16 protein-coding genes are annotated in these 22,512 nt (G+C 41.6%); 5 read left to right on the plus strand and 11 right to left on the minus strand.

The genetic code is table 11. The features are described from left to right. Positions 1-50: 50 nt before the first annotated feature. On the plus strand, positions 51-1,490 hold the full coding sequence (locus GPM24_RS12520; RefSeq protein ID WP_158827082.1) for a PAS domain-containing sensor histidine kinase: 1,440 nt from the start codon (positions 51-53) through the stop codon (positions 1,488-1,490). 56 nt (positions 1,491-1,546) lie between these two features. On the opposite strand, the gene GPM24_RS12525 is transcribed toward GPM24_RS12520, so the two are convergent. The 8 genes from GPM24_RS12525 to GPM24_RS12560 all read right to left on the minus strand — a co-directional run bounded on the left by GPM24_RS12525 (position 1,547) and on the right by GPM24_RS12560 (position 12,306). Then, positions 1,547-2,245, minus strand: a complete 699-nt coding sequence (locus GPM24_RS12525) for a peptidase associated/transthyretin-like domain-containing protein (protein ID WP_158827083.1) — start codon at positions 2,243-2,245, stop codon at positions 1,547-1,549. Positions 2,246-2,356: 111 nt separating this feature from the next. Next, on the minus strand, positions 2,357-4,345 hold the full coding sequence (locus tag GPM24_RS12530) for a M1 family metallopeptidase (protein ID WP_158827084.1): 1,989 nt from the start codon (positions 4,343-4,345) through the stop codon (positions 2,357-2,359). A gap of 90 nt (positions 4,346-4,435) precedes the next feature. Continuing rightward, positions 4,436-4,786 carry a Spx/MgsR family RNA polymerase-binding regulatory protein gene (locus GPM24_RS12535; protein WP_233268821.1) on the minus strand — a complete coding sequence of 117 codons (351 nt, stop codon included), beginning with the start codon at positions 4,784-4,786 and terminating at the stop codon, positions 4,436-4,438. Between the two features lie 12 nt (positions 4,787-4,798). Then, entirely contained in the window at positions 4,799-7,225 is a 2,427-nt protein-coding gene (locus GPM24_RS12540; RefSeq protein WP_158827085.1) for a TonB-dependent receptor, read from the minus strand. A 121-nt stretch (positions 7,226-7,346) separates the two neighbouring features. Next, positions 7,347-9,749: a TonB-dependent receptor gene (locus tag GPM24_RS12545; protein ID WP_158827086.1), complete on the minus strand. Its 2,403-nt coding sequence runs from the start codon at positions 9,747-9,749 to the stop codon at positions 7,347-7,349. 185 nt (positions 9,750-9,934) lie between these two features. Further along, entirely contained in the window at positions 9,935-10,495 is a 561-nt protein-coding gene (gene pth / locus GPM24_RS12550) for an aminoacyl-tRNA hydrolase (RefSeq protein ID WP_158827087.1), read from the minus strand. Positions 10,496-10,654: 159 nt separating this feature from the next. Continuing rightward, positions 10,655-11,239, minus strand: a complete 585-nt coding sequence (locus GPM24_RS12555; protein WP_158827088.1) for a 50S ribosomal protein L25/general stress protein Ctc — start codon at positions 11,237-11,239, stop codon at positions 10,655-10,657. Positions 11,240-11,361: 122 nt separating this feature from the next. After that, positions 11,362-12,306: a ribose-phosphate pyrophosphokinase gene (locus GPM24_RS12560; protein ID WP_158827357.1), complete on the minus strand. Its 945-nt coding sequence runs from the start codon at positions 12,304-12,306 to the stop codon at positions 11,362-11,364. A gap of 411 nt (positions 12,307-12,717) precedes the next feature. Here GPM24_RS12560 and GPM24_RS12565 point away from each other — a divergent pair, with 411 nt between their 5' ends. Then, complete coding sequence (locus GPM24_RS12565; protein WP_158827089.1) at positions 12,718-15,870, plus strand: glycosyltransferase family 117 protein; 3,153 nt, start codon at positions 12,718-12,720, stop codon at positions 15,868-15,870. A gap of 122 nt (positions 15,871-15,992) precedes the next feature. On the opposite strand, the gene GPM24_RS12570 is transcribed toward GPM24_RS12565, so the two are convergent. Both GPM24_RS12570 and GPM24_RS12575 read right to left on the minus strand, forming a co-directional pair. After that, the gene (locus GPM24_RS12570; protein WP_158827090.1) at positions 15,993-16,982 is read right to left on the minus strand and encodes an acetyl-CoA carboxylase carboxyltransferase subunit alpha; all 990 of its coding nucleotides are present in this window, start codon (positions 16,980-16,982) and stop codon (positions 15,993-15,995) included. A gap of 53 nt (positions 16,983-17,035) precedes the next feature. Next, a complete protein-coding gene (locus GPM24_RS12575) occupies positions 17,036-17,539 on the minus strand; it encodes a hypothetical protein (protein ID WP_158827091.1) in 504 nt (167 codons plus the stop codon). A gap of 387 nt (positions 17,540-17,926) precedes the next feature. On the opposite strand from GPM24_RS12575, the gene GPM24_RS12580 reads away from it, so the two are divergent. The 3 genes from GPM24_RS12580 to GPM24_RS12590 all read left to right on the plus strand — a co-directional run bounded on the left by GPM24_RS12580 (position 17,927) and on the right by GPM24_RS12590 (position 21,597). Next, complete coding sequence (locus GPM24_RS12580; RefSeq protein ID WP_158827092.1) at positions 17,927-19,111, plus strand: glycosyltransferase family 1 protein; 1,185 nt, start codon at positions 17,927-17,929, stop codon at positions 19,109-19,111. A gap of 58 nt (positions 19,112-19,169) precedes the next feature. Beyond that, complete coding sequence (locus GPM24_RS12585; RefSeq protein WP_158827093.1) at positions 19,170-21,347, plus strand: family 1 glycosylhydrolase; 2,178 nt, start codon at positions 19,170-19,172, stop codon at positions 21,345-21,347. A 76-nt stretch (positions 21,348-21,423) separates the two neighbouring features. Further along, on the plus strand, positions 21,424-21,597 hold the full coding sequence (locus GPM24_RS12590; protein ID WP_158827094.1) for a hypothetical protein: 174 nt from the start codon (positions 21,424-21,426) through the stop codon (positions 21,595-21,597). A 57-nt stretch (positions 21,598-21,654) separates the two neighbouring features. Here the strand turns inward: GPM24_RS12590 and GPM24_RS12595 are convergent, their stop codons facing one another. Further along, positions 21,655-22,488 (minus strand): sulfurtransferase, encoded by an 834-nt coding sequence (locus GPM24_RS12595; protein WP_158827095.1) that lies wholly within the window; start codon positions 22,486-22,488, stop codon positions 21,655-21,657. Positions 22,489-22,512: the final 24 nt, after the last annotated feature.

The raw sequence follows: 22,512 nt of genomic DNA on the forward strand, positions 1-22,512 counted from the left end.
TTCTTTGCATATTCGCATTTGGAATATTCCGATTCTACTACATCTGCTTTATGAATAACGAAGCCCTGTTAATGGCCCTTATTGAATCATCCAATGATGCAATTATCAGCAAAACGTTAGATAGTATTATTACCAGCTGGAACCCGGCTGCCGAAAAAATATTTGGTTATACATCTCAAGAGGCTGTTGGACGCAGCATTACCATGCTTATTCCTCCAGAAATGCAGGATGAAGAAGTCCATATCATCAGCCAGATCAAAAGTGGCGTTAGCATTCCGCATTATGAAACGGTACGTGTACGCAAAGACGGTACGCGCATTTGGGTAGCTATCACCGTATCGCCCATACGTGATGCCAGTGGTCAAATAACAGGTGCCTCTAAAATTGCACGAGATATTACCGCCTTAATAGAAAGCGAACGTACCAATACCATACATACCGCAATAGTTAACTCATCTGATGATGCGATTATCAGTAAAACGCTGGATGGTACCATTACCAGCTGGAACCCGGGTGCCCAGCGAATTTTTGGTTACAGCCCCGATGAAGCTATTGGCAAACACATTACACTGCTTATACCAGATGAACGGTTATCGGAAGAAGATACGATAATTAGTAAGATAAAGAACGGGCAGCGCGTTGAGCATTTTGAAACTATCCGCCGGGCTAAAGCAGGCGATGAGATCCATGTATCTATTACCGTATCACCGGTTAAAGATAAAAAGGGCGAAATTATAGGGGCTTCAAAAATTGCGCGGAACATTAGCGAGCAAATTGCATTACAAAAGCAGCTTAAGGAATATACGCGCATGTTAGAAGTATCTAACAGCCATAAGGACCAGTTTATCAGTATGGCCAGCCATGAGCTTAAAACGCCCATTACGTCTATAATGGCCAGCTTACAGTTTTTAAACCGAAAGCTTGATGGTGCGGATAGCGGAAACAAAAAACTTACCGAAAAAGCTGTTGCCGGCATCACCAAATTGAACAAACTGGTAGGCGATATGCTGGATATTGCTAAAATTGAAACAGGCAACCTGCAATTCAACTTTAGCACTTTTTCGTTAAACGAGTTGTTACACGAAGTAATTGATAACATAGGGCTTACCAATACCAAGCATCAAATTTTTTATGATGACAGCTTAGTTGATGCACATATAACAGCCGACAGATTACGGTTAGAACAGGTTTTTATTAACCTGATAACCAATGCCATCAAATACTCGCCCGAGGCAGATAAAATTGTAGTAAATAGTTACGCTGCAGATGGCAAGACCGTTGTAAGCGTCCAGGACTTTGGCATGGGTATTCCTGCCGAGCATCACAACAAGCTGTTTTCAAGATTTTACCGCATCGAAGAACAAAGCCAAAATATATCGGGCTTAGGGATTGGCTTGTTTATTACCAAGCAAATTATTGTAGGGCATAATGGCAATATATGGCTGCAAAGCGAATTGGGTAAAGGCAGTACTTTTTATGTAAGTTTTTAAAAATCAAAAAGCCAGTTGAAGATCAATTGGCTTTTTAGTGATTATCATATTTCCTTTTATTGTACAGGCTGCAAAGGCTGTACTTTCCGCTTTTCGGTCGGTAAATCTTTATATTTCTTATACGAATCGTTTATGTAAGCGGCCAGTGATGGGCCGTTATTGTTACGCAAAAACGTATATGTTGGCCGGTACAGTGTCATAAAATCTTCAAGCTCCTGCCCTTTTAATGGGATAATGCTGCTCACATAAGCACGGGTAAACACTGAATCAACATGACGCTCTTGTACCTCACGCTCGAAATAATGTTTCAGACGGCGGGCATCTTTGGCATCTTTGCCAAACCACGACGTAGGCGACAACACATATACCTTGCTACGCTGATAAACCTGCGGATATTCTGCTCGCGGATTAAACGCCCGTGACGAACGGATATTTACCTCGCGCAAAGCAATGCTGGATGGTAGCATTTTGATACTTTTTGTAGCCATATCTACTAAAAACAACGTGTCCGACACATATCCCGGAGAGGTAAATATAAGGGTATGTCCTATTGAAGCTGTTATTTGGAAATTACCATTATCATCCGTAGTGGTTACGGCCTTTGTGTTTTCATTCCGTACTAATACATCCGGCATTTTGATGTTGCTGCCGGTTTCTTCTACTCTACCCCGCAGGGTACCGCCCTGCTGCGCAAAACTATGCGTGGCAATTAAGGCAAGCATCATAAATCCTATTAAACTATATATCGTTTTCATCGTATCTAAGCATTTATATTGATTAAAAAACGGCATCCGGCACCAATGGTTTTGAATTTAACATTTTAGCAGGGCATAAAAAAACCCGGCGGTTTGCCGGGTTTAAGGTAATTATTTTTTCCAAACGTTATTGGCTTCATTCCAATCGGGCAAAACCTTGTCCGGATCGTACGTTACCGACTCTACTTCTGAGGTAGATGGGTAGCGGAATGTCCAAGTGTTGTTGCGCTCCCAAATTTCTACAGGTAGTTTTACACGCTCGGTTTTACCATCTTTGGTTTTGATTTCCAGAATTGCCGGCATTGCCATTTTTTCCAGGTTATCCAGCGTAATCAATGCACCTTTTGAGGCATCGTTATCCACATATTTTACGTCGCGTACACCTACATCCAAACGCCAGTTGTTTTGGAACCAGCCACGCCAAAACCACTGTAAGCTTTCGCCACCTACGTTTTCCATGGTGCGGAAAAAGTCATCGGGGGTTGGATGTTTGAATGCCCAACGCTCAATGTATGTGCGGAATGCGTAATCAAAACGCTCGGGACCTAATATCTGCTCGCGTAGCATTACTAAACCTGCGCTTGGTTTGCTGTATAATAGCAAGCCGTTGTTTCTTTCTTTTAAACCGGCTGGGGTAGTCATTACCGGCTCCAGCTCGGGGCGGGTAAAGTAAGCACCCATGCGGTGCATATCTACTGCACGGCTTGGTTTGTACTCGCCATTGTTAAAATTATCGGTAGACAGGGTGTTAATAAAAGTGTTGAAACCTTCGTCCATCCAGCCAAACAAGCGCTCGTTTGAGCCTACAATCATCGGGAACCAGGTATGGCCAAACTCGTGATCATTTACATCCCACAAGCTACGGCCTTTACTGCGTGCACCGCAAAATACAATGCCCGGATATTCCATACCCCCTACTACGCCAGCTACTGTAGTAGCCACCGGGTAAGGAAATTCAAACCACTTGGTTGAGTTGTATTCAATTGATTTTTTGGTATACTCGGTTGAACGGCCCCAGGCACCATTTCCATCACTCTCAACCGGATAGGCTGAAACCGACATTGCTTTTTTACCGCTTGGCAAATTCATTTTAGCGGCATCTACCACAAATGATGCTGATGACGCCCATGAAACATCGCGCGCATTTTTGATTTTGAAGCGCCAGGTAAGCTCTTGTTTACCAGCCGGACGTGATGCCGGATTGGTTACCTCACTGGCCGTACGGATCATCACTGTTTTATCGCTTTGTGCAGCCTGAGCCCAACGTTTTTGTTGCTCGGCTGTGTAAACCTCTTGTGGGTTTTGCAATTCGCCTGATGCAAATACAATGTGGTTGGCCGGTGCCGTGATAGACAAATCAAAATCACCATACTCCAAATAAAACTCACCCGGACCAGTGTACGGCACGGTGTTCCAACCCAGCACATCATCATACACAGCTACACGCGGGTACCATTGTGCAATGGTGAATATTTTACCATTCTTAGTTTGTAAAATACCGGTACGGTCTGATCCGTAATCGGGCTCAACAAACGAAAATTCTACTTTTAATTTTACCTGACCGCCCGCTGCTGCTACCTCTTTTGGTAAAATCACTTGCATACGGGTATCATTAATAACGAATTTCAAATCGGTAGTTGCAGTACCATTGACTAGTTTTACCGACTTGATTTTAAAGCCGGCATCAAACACCTGACCACGGCCGCCATTACGACTGCCTGCCAGTGGTACGATGGCGCTGCCACGAGAATCCTGACGGAACAGGTTTTGATCAAGGTGCATCCATAAAAAGCTCAACTTTTGCGGACTGTTGTTGGTATAGGTTAATACCTCAGTTCCGGTAATTTCGTTAGTTTGGTCATTTAACCGGGCGCTTAATTGATAATCGGCACGGTTTTGCCAGTAATGCCCGCCGGGCTCGCCGCTGGCGGCACGAAATTCATTACCGTTTTTGTTGTAAAACAGCGGACCAAAAGCATCATGATAGTCATACTTAGAAACAGGCGCATTTGGGTCGGCCTGTTGCAGCTGTTGCGCCTGGTTGGTACCGGCTGCTGCCATCAAAGCCAGCGATAAGCCGGCTATCAGGTTATATCTCATTTTTACTCGCTATAATTAAAACGGCAAGTATAGCATAAAATACCTAAAGGGCCGGCAGGTAAACTTATTGTTACTTAAATAAAGTAACCCTTATTTGGCAAAATGTTCAGCATATGCTTTTTCGTCAAAACCAAAAAACAGGTAGCCATTATCTTCTATCACCGGGCGCTTAATCATACTTGTTTTTTGTTGTAACAGTTGTAAAGCATCGTCTTTGGTTTTAACGCTTTCTTTTACTGCTGCGTCCAGCTGTTTCCAAGTGAGGCCCTGCTTGTTTAAAAACTTTTCGTAACCAGCTTTATCATTCCATTCCTCCAGCTTATCTGCAGTTACACCCAGCTTTTTAAAATCATGAAACTCGTAAGCAACGTTATTTTGCTTTAACCAATCCAATGCCTTTTTTACCGTATTGCAGTTGGGAATTCCGTATACTTTTATCATGCGGCAAAAATATCAACTTTTGCTGCCTTTGTCATCATTATTGATACTGCGTTGATTTTTCTTGATTTCGCCCTGCAGTTTACCAAAGCGGTAATTTAAACTTGCCCTGAAGTTGCGGAAATAGTTTTGTGCAAAGGTGGTTTGGGTAAAGTTATCGCCCGACAAGGTGTTGGTATAGTTACGATATTTGGTAAACGGATTACTGGTTACAAACGAAACCGAGAACTTATCTTTTATAATCTCCTTCATCACACTAAACGACGAGTAGTTATACGAACTTGATTTGCCCTGTAAAGTAAGATATGGGCTATTATAGCTAAAGCTGGCATTAAAGCGCCATCCGCTATCAAACTTATAACCGGTTGATGTATAAAAGTAGCCTTGTACTCCTTTGTTCTTTCTTTCCTCGGCACCTACAATACCTTGTATCCACTGGTATCTCATATTACCGCCCAGGTTATAGTTCCACTTTTTGGTAATAGGGTAGTTTATATTGATGTTAGTACCCAGCGACTTATCTTTACCTATATTATCATAAGTAGAGGTAGTAATGCCAGTTGCCGTATTATAAACAGATAATTGCTGAACAGTGTTATTAGCAAAACTGTAACTTAACCCTATATTGAATGAACCCTTTTTGAACTTACTGTACCCGAATTGCAGATTATTGCTCACCACCGGAACCAGATCGGGATTACCGGTAGATACAAAATTAGGGTTCGATTGATCTACAAATGGGTTTAATTGCCAGATACTCGGGCGCTGTATGCGTTGTGTATAACCAAAGTTTACGCTGCTCATATCTTTAAACCTTTTGTTGATTGAGATAGATGGGATGAGGTTCAGGTAATGTTTTTTGAATTGCGAATTACTGGTCATAAAATCGGCATCAATAATAGTTTCTTCTAAACGAGCACCTCCTTTAATAGCCCAGGTAGAAAAGTTGTACGTATACGTATTATAGGCGCCTAGTACGTATTGATAGTTTTGATAGGTATTTGACCGACTCGCATCCGTATTGTATGTATCAGCCGTGTTAGTAACCAGCGTATCGTATTTAAAATCGCTATTGTTGTTACGTAAAATAGCTTTTATACCGGCCTCAATGTTTATCTTTTTCAGAGGATGCACGTAATCAGCCTGTATGGTTTGCTCTATAGAGTTTTCTTTATTGTCCTGATTATAATTAGGATCATCATAACCAATACGGTCAAAAATACTGAGCCGGCTGATGTCTGTGCTGGCATTTTTGCTGTATTTGTACGAGAAAGTAAGCAATTGCGATTTATTACGCTTGAAACCCAGTTGGTAATTAATCCCTAGATCGTAACCCGACCAGTTTGATTTACCATCTGTATTTATTTTATAGGCCTGATTAATCATATCGGCAATGGTTAAACTCGACTGCCTAAAATTGTAATTGGTACCTCTGTTGCCGTTTAAGTTAACTTCGGCAGTAATCAGGTTCAAAGTATCAATTTCATAACTCAGTTCTGACCCAAGGTAGCCAAAGCGGCTTTTATACTTTTGCCGACCATCCTGCATCAGCACACTTGCGTTTTGGCCGGTGGTGACACGACTGTTTGAATTTCTGGTTTCGGGCTGATCATAAACGCTGGAACCGAAATAAGTAGATGCACCGAACTTGCCCTGTTTAACGGTAAATGAACCACCCAAATTCAATCCTTTTTGAGGATAAGCATAACCTGCGTTTACGCTACCATTGTATCCATTATCTACCTTTTTGTTGGTTATAATATTAATGATACCGGCCAAACCTTCACTATCATATTTAGCAGGCGGCGTGGTAATCACCTCTATTTTTTGGATACTGGATGCCGGCATGGCCCTAAATACATCTTTAGGACTACGGGCCACTAAGCTTGATGGCTTACCGTTAATCAAAATCTTATAGTTGGAATTACCGTTCATTTTGATGTTATCATCTGCATCCAATGACAGTAGCGGTACCTTGCGCAACATATCCAGCACATTTAAAGCTTTGCTTTCTGGGTCGGCCTGCACATCGTATCCTATTCGGTCTACCTCTTGCTTGATTAAAGGCTTTACAGCAGTTACAGCTACTTCTTTTAAATTATTATTAGCCGCAGATAACACCAGCTTACCCAGATTAATTACAGCACTTGTGGTATCGGTGATGGTAATGGTTTTACTTTGAAAACCAACCGATGCCAATACCAGTTGAAGCGGCTGGCGGGTTATACCACTAAATACAAAGCTGCCATCATCTTTACTTAAAGTGCTTTTTACAGGCTGATTGGTATTAGCATTACGCAGGGCAACAGTACCATAACTTAACGCTGTATTTTTGGCTGAGTCGATTACAGTTCCTTTGATAGTAATTTGGGCTCGTGCATTTTGAACAAAGCAAATAGTAGATAGCAGGCAGAACATAGCCAGATAGAGAAAGTTTCTCATACAGGTGATAAGGGTGGGTTGTTAATTTGTATTATTTACCGCAAGTTAAGTAAATAAAAGCAAACGCCAACACCTTTAACACATTTTAACTAAAAAAATAGTTAAGTAGAATCATGTTAAATCAGCTACCGCGCCCACTACTTAAGTCGTCATTATGTATACCCCGTCTGTTCTTTTTCACGCCATTGTTCAACTTGCCAAATTTATAATTTAAGCTTAAGTTAATACGGCGTGCAAAGCTTTGGTTTGAATTGAAGTAGTAAAAATCAGGCGTGCGAATGTAGCCGTCAATATTCCTAAACTTATTAAACGGATTACTAACGTTAAGAGAAAAAGTGGCTTTTTTATTCCAAAAGTCTTTAGATGCACTAGTGGAATAGCCTAAGTAGTAATTATCGCGCCCTTGCAACAGTACATACCGACTGTCAAAATCTAAACTGGCACCTATTCTGTAATTATTGTTAAAGCGGTAACTAACATTACCAAATGCATGACCTTGAAAACCGTGTGCATTGTAAAAATCGTTATTGTAAACGCCCCGCAACCAGGCATGTATCAGCTCTGCATTCAAATTAAAAGTACATTTTGATGTAATAGGGTAACTCACATCCACATCAACACCCAATCGCTTGCTTTTACCTACATTCTGGTAAGTTGTGGTACTAATACCCTGAAGTCCGTTTGACCTTACTACACTTTCGATGGTATTATTGGCAAACCGGTAGTTTAAATTTATACTATACGAACCTTTTTGATTATGGCTATAAATTAATTCCATCCCATGGCTAACTACCGGGCGCAAATCGGGATTACCAATGCTGCGAAAATTAGGATTGGAACGGTCATAAAACGGGTTAAGCTGTATAATACCCGGACGTTGTATGCGATCTGTATAACCCAAATTAAGGCTACTGTTTCTAAATGAGTGCTGTATAGATATAGATGGAATAAGATTAGAATACGGGTTAACCTGCGCATTGCCGTAGGCATTTACAGTAGTATGTTCCAGCCGTAATCCGCTTTTAAATACCCAGCTTTTCAATTTGAGCTGGTAAGTATTGTACAAGCTATAAACATTTTGTTGATAATCAAAATCATTAGTCAGGTTCTGATCTGTAACATACCGATTTTCAAAATCAACCGTATCGGTACTGTAGTTGCTATAATTTTTTCGAAAAATTGCTTTTGCGCCAGCTTCGATATTCCACTTTTTTAAGGGATGCACATAATCAAGCTGTACGGTGTGCTCTTTACTGCCCGAGTTGTTATATTGCTGATAATTGGGATCCGCAAAATTTGTTTTACTCAAATAACTTACATCATTAAACTGTTTGTTGTATCCTGACGTGTATTTGTAAGAAACAGTAAGCAATTGCTCTTTACTGCGTTTAAATCCCAGCTGATAATTTGCACCTAAACCAATTCCTCCATTATGATTATTACCATCATTAAAGGTTTGATAATTGCGGATATAATTAGGTATGGGCGATTGCTGATTTAGGGTTTGCGCATCATCAAAATTGGCCACACCGGTAAAGTATTCAAAAGATGCAGTAAGCAGGTTCAGTGTATCTGCCTCATAACTCAACTCGGTACTGGTATATAAGTTATTGGTTTGACTGGTCCGACTGCCGTCTTGTTTTAAATAGGAGATGTTGTAATTATCGGTAGTGTTTAAAAAACTGTTTGTTAACGTATTTTGGCGGGTATAGCCAAAATAGCCGCCTACGCCAAGTTTACCTAGCTTAGCGTTTAAATTTAAATTAATACCCGGGCCAAACAAGTTGCTATAGCGGGCATTTACACTACCATTATACCCCTGTTCTATAGTGCTTTTGGTAATAATATTAATAATACCAGCTAAGCCTTCTGCGTCGTACTTGGCAGGCGGTGTAGTAATTACTTCAATTTTTTGAATGTTAGTTGCCGGCATAGTCCGGAATACGTCGGCCGGGTTACGGGCAATCAGCGCAGAAGGTTTGCCATTAATAAGTATACGATAATTAGTATTACCCTGCAGTTTAATATTATCGGCAGCATCTACCGATAATAACGGCACTTTTCGCAGTATATCCAGTACGCTAAGCACTTTACTTTCCGGATCAGCCTGCACGTCGTAGCTCATCCGATCTACGTCTTGCCTGGCTAATGGCTTTACTGAGGTAACCGACACGTCTTTTAACTGATGAGCGGTTACGTGCAACAGTATTTTTCCCAGATCGGCACCATCATTAAGATGATCCACCGTAAGTATTTTGTTGGCGTATCCCACATGAACCAGTACCACTTGATACGGCTTTTCGGCTAGTCCGGTAAATTCAAAGCTGCCGTTGTCTTTAGTAAAAGTACTTTTAACCTGATGGTGGCTCACCAAATCAACCAAGCCCACCGTTACATAAGCCAGAGGTTGGTTTATTGTTGAATCTATCACTACTCCTTTTATGGCAGCACTCTTTTGCAACTGTGCAACAGCCAAATTATAAATGCACAAAGATAGCAATACTGTAAGCAGTACTTTTTTCATGTAGTGATAAAGAAACCAGGTCAGTTATTTAAATTTTCAGCTTAAAATACCAGTTAATTCGAACAAAATAATATTTACAGCTTTGCTATTTTTTTATTTAGATTGCAAAATACTAAGCGCATTCCAAAAAAACCAACCATTTTTTCTATTTCTAGATAAATTTTTATCGCTACATAAACTTCAGGTTACTTATTATACTTAGTCATAGTTAATTCTGTACCAATGGCAGCAAAACTTTTAATCATTTCTATTGAACGGTCAATCAGCGCCGGCAACTCCGGCTTTTCGTCATCGTCAAAACCACTTAATACATAATCTACCTGCCTGCCTTTAGGGTAATTATCACTTATACCAAAGCGCAGGCGTGCGTATTGGTTGTTACCCAATACTTGTTCAATATGTTTTAAGCCATTGTGTCCGGCCGCACTTCCTTTAGGTTTTAACCGTAAAGAACCTAACGGCAGTGCCAAATCATCTACTAATATTAATACATTTTCTACTGGTATCTTCAACTGGTTCATCCAGTAACTTACGGCTTTGCCGCTTAGGTTCATGTAGGTAGTGGGTTTTATGAGATGTAACGTACGGCCTTTGTGACTCACCTCGGTATAATACGCCAGTTTCATATTGGTAAACTTGGCTCCTTCTTGCTTGGCTAACTCATCCAGTATCATAAAGCCAATGTTGTGGCGCGTATCAGCATATTCGGGCCCGATGTTGCCCAAGCCTACTATCAAGTATTTCATAATTATAAAAAAATCATGTCATTGCTTTACGTTGGCAATAACAAAGTTGCATTACAAAACTAATATTCCTATAAAACAAAAACAGCGATAAGATATCTTACCGCTGTTTTTGTTTAACTTATGTAATTAGCGTTCCTACTAACGCCATTAATAAATTCCTTATTTTTTACCGCCTGCTGCTTGTTGCTCAGCCTGACGTAATGCACGTGAGGTAGTTACAGATACGATAGTATCTTCGCCAGCGTTGGTAATGGTTAAGTTAGGAATTTGAATTTCGCGTACACGAACTGATTTACCTACCTCCAAACCTTCGATGCTTACTTCGATAGTATCTTGGTGGTTAGCAGGTAATGCTTTAACACGCAATTTGCGTAATTTTTGCACTAATTTACCACCCATTTTAACACCTGGAGAAGTACCGGTTAAAGTAATTGGAATTTCGATAGCAACTGGTTTTTGCTCGTCTAACTGTAAAAAGTCGATGTGCAATAATTCGTCAGTCAGTGGGTGAAACTGCAAATCTTTAATGATGGCCTGAGTTGTAGTACCGGCAATGTCTAAGTCGATGAATTGAACTACCGGAGTATAAATCACGGGTTTCAAATCAGCTGCGGACACTGAAAAGTGGGTTTGAGTAGCACCACCGTAAAGTACTGCAGGCACTAAGCCTTGGTAACGCAGTTCTTTAGCATCACGTTTCCCTACGTTCTCTCTTGGAGAACCGCTAATAGCAATTGATTTCATTTTTATATTTATTTTACTTTGTTTTTCACCTTACCCCTTTATAGTTAAATAGGTTCGGATGAATTTCTTTATACTATCCTCACAAAAAATCTTTCCTACTGAAAAAGATTTAGGTGGGGCAATTAATCTATTCTAAACAACTGGCTGATTGACCCGTGCTCATTAACATTGGCAATGGCTTTGGCAAACAGTTCGGCTGTTGATAATACTTTTATTTTACTGCTTTCCTGTTTCAGCGGTATGGTATCGGTAACAATCAGCTCCGTTAAAGCTGAGTTTTCGATAGTTTCATACGCTTTGCCCGAAAGCACCGGATGCGTACAAACTGCACGCACACTACGTGCACCGCGTTCCATAATTAAGCCAGCCGCTTTAGCCAGTGTACCGGCCGTATCGCAAATATCGTCAATCAATACAATATCCTGGTCGGTTACATCACCAATAATGGTCATCGACTCAATTTCGTTGGCACGTTTACGGCGTTTATCGCAAATTACTACCTCGGCATTAAAAAACTTAGCAAAGGTACGTGCGCGGTATGAGCCACCCATATCCGGCGAAGCAATTGTAAGGTTAGGCAAGCCCAAGCTTTTAATGTAAGGCACAAATATGATAGACGCATCTAAGTGGTCTACCGGTATGTCAAAAAACGCTTGTATCTGCGCAGCATGCAAATCCATGGTCATTACGCGGTTGGCGCCGGCTGCAGTAAGCAGGTTGGCTGCCAGCTTGGCACCTATCGCTACCCGCGGCTTATCTTTACGATCCTGACGGGCTAAACCGAAATACGGAATTACTGCCGTTACATAATGAGCAGACGCCCGACGTGAGGCATCAATCATCATCAGCAGTTCCATTAAATTGTCGGTAGGCGGATTGGTTGACTGAATGAAGAAGACATCACATCCTCTTACTGATTCATTGATGTAAGGCTGAAACTCGCCATCACTAAAGCGGGCGATGGTTAAATCACCCAATTCTCTGCCATAAGCTTTGGCAATTTTGCCGGCCAGTTCTGTTGAACCTGAGCCCGAGAATAATTTAACCGAATTGAATTGTAAAGGCATTTCCTGATTTCGGGTTTTCAATTTCAAATTTACTACGGCATCTTCATGCTGCAGCAAACTCTACGTTGCGCTTTAAATGAAAAATTCGAATTTCGATAAACCGAAATTCGAATTTTCTTTTGTTGTCCGACCTGGATTCGAACCAAGACAAACGGTACCAAAAACCGTCGTACTACCTTTATACTATCGGACAATCCTCTTTCGGTTTTGTTATCCGTCCCCGAAATCGAATGCAAATATAGGGCGAATTCTTAAACCTCCAAAAACTTTTTTAAAAAATTTCTCATGAGCTTTTTAAGTGCCTGAGCCTATGCGTTAAAATATGTTAAACAACAGATATTTAACTTAACCTTATGATAGTTTTATTAATTTCGTCAACTCAAATGAATAAAGATATTGTAAAACTTTGACATGAATTATTCTAAAATCAATAACCTATTTGGCTGGCTAACCTTTTTGATTGCCACGGCCACGTATGTATTAACCCTCGAACCTTCAACCAGCTTTTGGGATTGCGGCGAGTTTATTGCCTGTATATATCGCTTGCAGGTAGCTCACCAGCCCGGTGCACCATTGTTTACCATGATTGGTAAAGCGTTCTCGCTCCTCTCATTCGGCGACAGAACAAAAGTGGCTTTCTGGACCAACTTTAGCTCGGCCCTGGCCAGCGGTGCTACCATCTTGTTTTTATTCTGGAGCATTACCGCACTGGCTAAAAAGATACTGGTAAAACGGGCAGAAGAACTTACTGCTACCAACACCATCCTCATTATAGGTGCGGGTTTGGTAGGCGCGCTGGCTTACACTTTTTCTGATACCTTTTGGTTTTCGGCAGTGGAGTCAGAAGTATACGCCCAATCATCATTGTGTACTGCTATCGTTTTCTGGGGTATCCTAAAGTTCGACGCACATGCTGATGAACCTGGTGCCGACCGCTGGATTATCTTCATCGCCTACATCATGGGCTTATCTATTGGCGTACACTTGCTTAACCTGTTGGTAATGCCGGCAATTGCGCTGGTAGTGTATTTCCGCCGGGCAAAAAATGTTAAGGCAAGCGGCGTTATAGGCGCGCTTGCTGTAGGTGTAATTGTATTAGGCTTGGTATTGTGGGGCATCATCCAGTTTACCGTTAAAGGTGCGGCTTTCTCTGATCTGCTTTTTGTAAACACCTTTAAAATGGGCTTTGGCACCGGTGCTATGGCATTTTATGTGCTTATTATCATCACGCTGGTTGCCGGTATTTACTATTCGGTTACTACATCAAAACCAGCTTTAATAGTTGCTTGCGTTACCTTTTTATTGGCTTTAACGTTTAGTGCGGGCATTATAGGTTTAATAGCCGGTGCAGTTGTATTAGCCGCGTTAGAATACATTTTGCATGTACGCAACAAGCGCTATGTACTTAATATGGTTCTTATATGCACCTTGTTTATCCTGTTTGGCTATAGCTCGTTTGTGATGATTCTTATCCGCGCTAAAGCCGGTACCAACCTAAATAACAGCGATCCGCAGGATGCTTTTGCGCTAAACAGCTACCTGAACCGCGATCAGTATGGCGAAACACCGCTGCTGTACGGTCAGTATTTTGACGGCAAGCCGGTAGATCAAAGTGAAGGCGCTACCCTTTACCGCCGCGGTAATACCCAATATGAGGTGGCTGGTAAGAAAATGAAAACCACTTACGACCACAATACTTTATTTCCGCGCCTTTTTGATTCGGATGCAAATAAAGTGCAGTTTTATCGTCAATGGCTGGAAATGGGTGAAAATCAAGCACCAACATTTGGCGATAACCTTAAATTCTTCTTCAGCTGGCAAGTGTACCAAATGTACTTCCGTTACTTTATGTGGAATTTTGCAGGCCGTACCAACGAGATGGATGGCCAGAACAACAGCGCCGGTACCGATGGCAACTGGATTGGCCCGCTGGATTGGTTTAAACACTTTCCAGGCACCGTTACCCAAAGTAAATCGTACAACAACTTGTACTTCCTGCCGCTTATCATTGGCTTGTTAGGCTTATATTACCACTTCAAACGCGATCAGCGCGATGCCGGTGTGGTAGCTGTATTATTTTTCTTTACCGGTTTGGCTATTGTATTGTACCTCAACCAAAATCCATTACAACCACGTGAACGTGATTATGCTTATGCCGGATCATTCTATGTATTTGCTATTTGGATTGGCCTAGGCGTATTATGCATTGCTGAGTTCCTGAACAAAAAATTAAATGCTAAAACGGGTGCCATTATTGCAACTGTAGTATGTTTACTGGCCGCGCCTGTGTTAATGGCTAGCCAGGAATGGGATGACCATGATCGTTCAACTAAACTGACACCGCGCGACATGGCGTCTAACTACCTGAACTCTTGTGAACCAAACGCCATTTTATTTACTTATGGCGATAACGACACTTACCCGCTTTGGTATGCACAGGAAGTAGAAGGTATCCGTCCGGACGTACGCATTGTGAACCTGAGCTTATTGGGTACCGACTGGTATATACGCCAGATGAAGCAGCAAATGAATGCATCAGCACCACTGCCTATTACCATGCCTAATGATAAATTTGTAGCCGGTGTGCGCGACATTATTTATTACAGCGACCAGATGAAGATTGCCGGTGCAACCGATGTTAAGGACGTATTCGACTTCATCACATCAGATAATCCGGATGCTAAAGTAGAGTATGAAAACGGCATGAAGATGAATTTTTTGCCGACCAAAAATTTTAAAATACCATTAAATGCTGATGAATTGATCCGTACAGGTACCATTAACGCCAACCAGCGTGCACAGGTAGACAGTGCCATGACCTGGACTATCAATTCAAATTACGTAACTAAGGACAACCTGGCCCTGATAGACATATTAGCGCACAACAACTGGAAACGCCCTATTTACTTTGCCATTACGGTTGGCGGCGAAAACATGATGGGTATGGATAAATACATGCACGATGAAGGCTTTGCTTACCATTTGCAACCGCTAAGACCAGACACTGCAGCCAACGGGCCATTACCAACCAATACGCAGGTAATGTATAATAATATGATGAACAAGTTTAAATATGGCAACATGAAGAATGCTAAATATTTAGATCATGAATCGTTAACGATGTTCTATCCTATTCTGCTGCGTCAATTTAATACCTTAACCACCAACTTAATTCAGGAAGGTGATTTAGAGAAAGCTAAAAACATAATCAAAAAAGTAGATGATGTTTTGCCAGCCGGTATTATGCTTGATGAAGTAGCCTTGCGTAAATTTTATTTACTGGAAGGGGCTTACAAAGTAAACCAGCCTCAAATTGGCAACAAATGGTCTGAGCAAGTGAACGGATATATAACCAACCTATTGGATTACAATTACGATAACTTGCAAAAAAATGCCGCTAGTGTTAACCAACGTGATGTACAATTTAGTTTATCACTGCTGAATGGTTTAATTGGTTTAACCAAAGATTACCATCAGCAATCGCTTAACCAGAAGTACAGCAACGAGTTTAAAGGTTACGAAACTAAGTTTGCTTCTATTATGGGGGCTGCACCGCAACAGTAATAGCAACCATATCTGAAACAAAAAAGCCAGCATAAATATGCTGGCTTTTTTGTTATTAGTTATTTTCAATAAGAAAGGCCCTGCATATGCAGGGCCTTTCTTATTGATTTATTTATGTAGGGTTATTCAACAATTGGAGCCACAGGCTCAGCCGGGGCGTCTTCAATAACCACGCCCATAGAACAGAATTTATCTATACGCTCGGTCACCACCTCATCAATATTACGATCTGTTAAAGTTTTCAAATCTTTCAACAGCGTCTTTTTTAAAGTTGCCGCCATTGTAACGGGGTCTTGATGAGCACCACCCAATGGTTCTTTAATGATGCCATCAATCAGCTTATTCTTCATCATTTCAGTGGATGTAAGCTTTAACGATTCAGCAGCACGTTCTTTATAGTCCCAGGTTTTCCATAAAATGGTCGAACAGTTTTCGGGAGATATTACCGAATACCATGAATTTTCTAACATCAGCACTTTATCGCCAATACCAATACCCAAAGCACCGCCTGATGCACCTTCACCTATAATCACACAAATGATTGGCACTTTTAGTACCGACATTTCTAACAGGTTGCGGGCAATGGCTTCACCCTGTCCGCGCTCTTCAGCCTCAAGGCCCGGAAACGCTCCAGGTGTATCAATCAGGGTAATCACTGGCTTGTTAAACTTTTCGGCCATTTTCATCAGGCGCAAAGCTTTGCGGTAACCTTCCGGATTAGCCATACCGAAATTACGGTATTGGCGGTCTTTAGTGTTACGGCCTTTTTGATGCCCTATAATCATCACCGTTTGACCATTGATGCTGCCCCAGCCGCCAACAATAGCTTTATCATCGCCTACTGTCCGGTCGCCGTGCAGTTCAATAAAGTCATCGCATATCAACTCAATATATTGTAATGTATACGGGCGTTCGGGATGGCGGGATATTTGCACTCTCTGCCAACCGGTAAGGTTGGTGTAAACTTGCTTCCGGGCATCTTCAAACTTATCCTGAAGTTCGTTCAACGTGGCCGACATATCCACTTTGGTCTTCTCTTCTACCTGGCGTATTTTATCAATCTGCTGTTGCAGCTCGGCCAACGGCTTTTCAAAATCAAAAGTAATTTTCATAATTCCTTTTTATCGGGGCGCTAAGTTAACTAAATCAAACGGCAAAATGCGAATTATGGTTTTTTCAACTGCCAGAACCGTGTGGTTTGCTGCGGAGTAAGGGCATTGTATGTGTTATAACATGCCATTAATACCGATGTACGGTACTCACCTTCATATAATCCGTAACGGTTGCCGTAAAAAGTGATACTACCTTCGTCTACCTTCTGGGTTTTAAACAGATCATCCAACTTTTTCTCATTCCGAATCACCGACTGGCCTATTTCCGTTTTTTTTAGCTTTAAATAGTCGCTAACGGCTTTAATCTTTTTCACCTGTTCAGCACTTAAACCTAACTCCTTTTTATAACGTAGCACATCATCAGGCATAGGATACCGATTCAGTGTTGCAGGCAGAGCTTCTTTAGTAAGGGCAGGGCCACTTACATAATCATTATACTCTTTTAATGTAAGCGTTTTGATAGAAGATATAGTTGTTGTACTATCAACAACACTTTGCGCTTTAACTGTAAAACTGCAGGTAAATACCCCTACTGCGGCAAGCAATGGTTTGTACATAATGTTTGCTTATAAATTCAAAAGTGTTAAAAAATTAACAAATAGCTTAATTAAGTTTATAATGTCAACTCTCGAAACTAGCCAACATTGCAATATTGTAACATTAACCTTACAATTCTCTAAAACAACAATCCAAAGATCATCTCACTATAGGATTTTACTATTAATTAATTTTATTATTCCATACTATATTTGCGACACTTACTTCCATAAACTGTACTATTTTTAGTTTAACCGACTATCAAACTTTTTTTTGTGAACATGGTTATTATATCATACAAAGCCCTATAATACTGCTATTTGTATAGCAATTCCGTATTTAAAAGGCCCTTTGCCTGTTGATGGCATCACATTTGAATATTAACAACAAAACAAAAAAAATCTACCATGCAATTGACTTTAGGCTCAAACGGAAATCTTCAATCAAACAACAAAAGCAACCAGTTACCTGAAAACATCATTGTATTTTCTCATTTGCGATGGGACTTTGTTTTTCAGCGCCCACAGCATTTGCTTACCAGGTTAGCTAAAACTTTCAATATTTATTACATCGAAGAACCTATTTTTGATGCGGCTGATCAAGAGTACTACACTTTTACCAAACGAGATAAAAACTTATGGGTAATGGTACCTCATTTACCAGCTGGTTTGAGCCACGAAGATCACATTAGCACTTTAAAAGCCATGTTTAACCGTTATATGGAAAACAAACAGGCTTATAATTATACATTCTGGTACTATACCCCAATGGCTTTGGAATTTAGTGACGATCAAAGCCCGGCGTTAACCATATATGATTGTATGGATGAGCTGTCATTATTTGACTTTGCCCCACCACAATTAAAAGCGCTTGAAAAACAACTGATGGCTAAGGCCGATGTAGTGTTTACCGGTGGCCAGTCATTATATGAAGCTAAGAAACATCAGCACAACAATATATATCCATTCCCAAGCAGTATTGACCGCAAGCATTTCCTGCAAGCGCGTGAGTACAAAACTTGCCCGCCAGATCAAATCAACACCACACAGCCAAAATTAGGTTTTTACGGTGTGTTAGATGAGCGTTTTGATGCTGAATTAATTAGAGGTATTGCTGATGCCCGTCCAGACTGGCAGATCATTTTAATTGGTCCGATAGTAAAAATTGACCCTGCTACTTTACCTCATAACAAAAACATCCATTACTTAGGTCCAAAAAGCTATCAAGAATTGCCAAGCTATATGGCAACCTGGGATATTGCTTTGATTCCATTTATGCTGAATGATTCTACCCGTTTCATCAGCCCAACTAAAACCCCTGAGTACCTGGCAGCCGGTTTACCGGTAATATCTACAGCAATACGCGATGTAGTTAGCCCTTACGGTAAAAACAATCTGGTACACATTGCTGCCACCGCCGAAGAATTTGTTGCCGCAGCTGAACAAGAACTGAGCAACACAGCTAAAGAAGGCTGGCAAATTAAGGTTGACACTTTCCTGGCTTCAAACTCATGGGACAAAACCTGCGAGAACATGACCAAGCTGATGGAAAAAGCAGCCGACAAAAAAATGTACATGCCGATTGCTCAATAATATCGCAATTATACTCAGCGCAGCCTGATTTAGGGCTGCGCTTATAAATTTCTACTACATGACGAATCACTCAGTGAACCATATACAAGTTTGGGGGGGATTAGAATGTACCTGCAACCGCGTGGATGATAATTATTTTGATCAGCTGGAATATGCCGGTCATTATAACCGCGAAATTGATTTGGAGCTGATCGCCGGATTAGGTATAACTCAAATACGCTATCCGGTTTTATGGGAAAAACATCAGCCCGAAACAGATACACAAATTAACTGGACTTTAACGGAAACCAAATTAAACCAGCTAAGGCAAATGGGTGTTAACCCTATTGCAGGTTTGGTACACCATGGCAGTGGTCCGCGTTACGTATATATGGCCGATGATTCTTTTTCTGAAGGCTTGGCCCGCTACGCTGAACAAGTAGCAACAAAATTCCCTTGGTTGGAATACTACACTCCTATTAATGAACCTCTTACTACCGCCCGCTTTTGCGGACTATATGGTATATGGTATCCGCACAAGGCCGACAGCTATCACTTTGCAAAAATTTTGTTGCAGGAGTGTAAAGGTACTGTATTGGCTATGCAAGCTATCCGAAAGATAAATCCTAAAGCCAAACTGGTACAAACAGACGATTTAGGTAAAATTCACAGCACCCCGCTTTTACAATATCAGGCCGATTTTGAAAATCATCGCCGCTGGCTGGGTTATGATCTGCTTTGTGGATACGTTACTCCCGAACATCCCATGTGGGATTATTTGATAAAAGTGGGTATTGAAGAGCGTGAATTACAGTTCTTTTTGAATAACGTTTGTGTGCCTGATGTTATTGGGGTAAACCATTACCTGACATCAGAACGTTATTTGGACGAACGCCTGGAAGTTTACCCGTCACATACCCATGGTCATAATGGCAAACATCATTATGCCGACGTAGAAGCCGTTAGGGTTGCTCACGTTAAGACCGACGGGCCGTACCAACTCTTTAAAGAGGCCTGCGAACGTTATCCGAACAGCGACATTGCCGTTACCGAGGTACACTTACACTGTACCCGCGAAGAGCAAATGCGCTGGGTAAAAGAAATATGGGATGCCGCTAACCAGTTACAACAAGAAGGCTATCGCATGAAGGCTATTACGGCCTGGGCTGTGTTAGGCTCGTTTGGCTGGAACAAGTTATTAACTGCACCGAACGGCACTTATGAACCGGGCATATTTGATGTGCAAAATGGTTCGCCACGCTCAACAGCTTTAAGCAAAATGCTGCAGGCTTACAGTCGGAATGAAGATTATAAACACCCTGTATTAGAGGTTGAAGGCTGGTGGAAGCGTTCCATCCGGGTGGAATATAGTCCGGATGGTACTAAACTGCAACCGGAACAACATGCTGACGAAACCAGTCCGTTACTAATTGTAGGTAAATCGGGCGCGTTAGGCGGAGCATTTGCCCGTATGTGCGATTTACGAGGCATTAAGTATGAAATGGTTGGACGCCGGGAAATGGATATTACCAGCCTGCTGCAAATTGAAAAAGTAATACTTGAGAAAAAACCTTGGGCTGTAATTAATACTGCCGGTTTTGACGAAGTAGATGCCGCCGAGGCAGAAAGCAAAGCCTGCTTTTTACTGAACACCTACGGTGCACAAAATCTGGCGTTACTTTGTAAAAAGTATGGCATCAAATTGCTTACCTTCTCGACCGACCACGTATTTGACGGACGTAAAAATCAACCTTATATTGAAAGTGACATTAAATCGCCGGTGAATATTTATGGGCAAAGTAAGGCCCTGGCCGAGAAAGGGATATTGAAAGAGAATGATCATACGCTGATTGTGAGAACAGGTGACTTTTTTAGCCCGTGGGATAAAAAGCACTTTATTGAACAGGCTTTACACGCGTTTAAAAATGGACACCGCTTTGACGCGGCCGCAGATGTATACGTATCGCCTACTTACGTGCCCGATTTGGTACGCCAAAGTTTGGATCTGTTACTCGACGAAGAAAAAGGCGTATGGCATTTAACCAATCAAGGTGAAACCACATGGGCAAACCTGGCATATGCTGTGGCTGAACAAGGCGGTTATGATACAGCGTTGGTTAACCCAACATCTATCAGCACGATGGGCCTGGCAGCGCAACGGCCATCATACAGTGTGTTACAAAGTGAAAAAGGTGCGGTGATGCCATTGCTGCAGGATGCTTTGCAACAGTATTTTCAGGAAAGGGCAGCTAGTTAATATGCGGTAACGATTATGTTACTTTTAATCCTTTTTCAAAAGTATGCGTCTTACCTACACATAAAGACTAAATATTATGAAAAAGACCATTTTAAGCATAGCATTGTTATTATCAGTAAGTGCCACCCTTTTAACCAGCTGTATGGTTAGCCAAGACAGAAGAGGACATCGGGATCATGGCCGTCATCGCGGACATGGTGGTCCGTATGACAGTAACCACCGTTATGATAACTACCATCACCGATATTAATAAAACAAAAGCGGGCTTTTATAAAAGCCCGCTTTTGTTTTATATGCATTATTCAAATCACTCCTCGGTAGCAATAGGCAAATCCCGGCGCGACCATTCGCTCCACGATCCTACATATAATTTAGCTCCCTTGATACCGGCATAATATAACGCCAGCAAAGTATGACAGGCGGTAACACCCGAACCGCAGTGTACTATAACATCATTCAGTTGTACATTACCCAATTTTTCCTGATAAACTTCACGCAAGTTATCGACTGGCAAATATTTATTTTCGGCATCCATATTGGTGGCATACGGAATATTAACCGCACCAGGAATATGACCGGCTATCAAATCAAGAGGTTCTGTTTTACCCAAATAACGCGGCGTTTCACGTACATCGATTACTATACGGTTAGCATCCTGTGCGGCAGTACCAACTTCTTCTAATTCGACAGTACCATTAAAGCCCGATGGCACCGGATACGTTTGTGGTGTTGGCGTTACTGGCTCTTGGCTTAAGGTTAAACCTCCGCCAATTACGGCATGCAATCCGCCATTTAACACTTGAACCTTTTCATGGCCAATAGCCCGCAACATCCACCATAAACGGGCAGCCGGGTTGGCAGCCGCTTTATCATCATAAATTACGATGTGTGTTTGTGGCGTAATACCCAGCTTGCCCAATAAAGCGGCAAACGCTTGTGGTTCGGGCAAAGGGTGTCGGCCACCATAAGCCGCATCTTGTGGATGAGCTGCCAAATCATTGTCTAAATCAACAAACACAGCACCTTCAAGATGTCCCTGCAGGTAACGGTCGTAACTATCAGAGCCCGAACGGGCATCTACAATAACTAAATTATCCGCCGGTAAGGCGCTAAGTTCAGAAGCTTCTATTAATGGTGACATATGGTTTGATGTGTTTAATTCAAA

Origin of the sequence: Mucilaginibacter lacusdianchii (assembly GCF_009770985.1) — a bacterium.
Lineage (GTDB): Bacteria > Bacteroidota > Bacteroidia > Sphingobacteriales > Sphingobacteriaceae > Mucilaginibacter > Mucilaginibacter lacusdianchii.